This is a genomic window from Protofrankia sp. Cr1 (assembly GCF_963555865.1).
In the GTDB taxonomy this organism is placed as follows: domain Bacteria; phylum Actinomycetota; class Actinomycetes; order Frankiales; family Frankiaceae; genus Protofrankia.
The window spans coordinates 4,918-5,849 of record NZ_CAUVXO010000222.1 but is presented as its reverse complement, the minus strand read 5'-3'; the positions used below and the strand labels follow the sequence as shown (position 1 = coordinate 5,849).

General features: G+C 70.8%; 1 protein-coding gene. It reads left to right on the top strand.

Annotated elements, in window-relative coordinates:
* Positions 1-116 precede the first annotated feature (116 nt).
* The coding region (locus U9980_RS16805) for a glycosyltransferase family 2 protein (RefSeq protein WP_322768779.1) at positions 117-932 on the top strand (816 nt) is incomplete at its 3' end.

The following is a 932-nucleotide window of genomic DNA, read 5'->3' as shown; positions in this document are numbered from 1 at the left end:
CGCGCGACCGTCGCCGCGCCGGTGGCATCCTGGCCAACACGGTTCAGGGGAGAGCTGGGCGCACGCGCGCCGGCATGGGATGGGCCAGTGAGGGCGGGTCGGTGAACGTGCAGGACATGGGGGCTTCGGCGCGGCCGCTTGATTATCAGGTGGATCATCAGGGTGGGCGGTCGGATGCTGGTGTCGCCGAGCCGCAGATCCGTATCGTGGTCGTGGCCTACCATTCTGGTGAGGTGCTCGGTCCGTTCATGGACTCCCTGACCAAGGCCACGGTGCAGCCGTACGAGGTGGTTGTCGTGGACAACTCCCCGGAGCTGGACGCGGGTACCGCCGCGGTGGCCGAGCGCGAGGAAGTCCGGTTACTGCGTACCGGGCGCAACCTCGGGTACGGCAGCGCGGCCAACCGGGGGGCGGCCGGCGCCGGCGCGCCGTGGCTGGTCGTGGCCAACGCCGACATCGCGTTCACGCCCGGATCGCTCGACGAACTCCTGGAGGTGTCGAGCCGCTGGCCGGGGGCCGGGGCCTTCGGCCCGGCCATCACGAACCCGGGTGGCGTGCTCTACCCGTCCGCCCGCGAACTTCCCTCGTTGCGGCGTGGGATCGGCCATGCCCTGCTCGGATGGTGCTGGCCGACGAACCCGTGGACGACCGCCTACCGCCGGGACCGGGCCACCCCGGTCGAGACGACCGCCGGCTGGCTGTCGGGGTCATGCCAGCTGCTGCGGCGTCGGGCCTTCGAGGCGGTCGACGGGTTCGACGAGGCGTACTTCATGTTCATGGAGGATGTGGATCTGGGCCGGCGGCTCGGGTTGCTCGGCTGGCAGCTGGTCTACGTACCCACCGCCGTCGTGGAGCACCTGGGCGGCCACTCCACGAAGCGCACCTCGCGGCGGATGGTGATCGCGCATCACCGCAGCATGCTCCGCTACCTG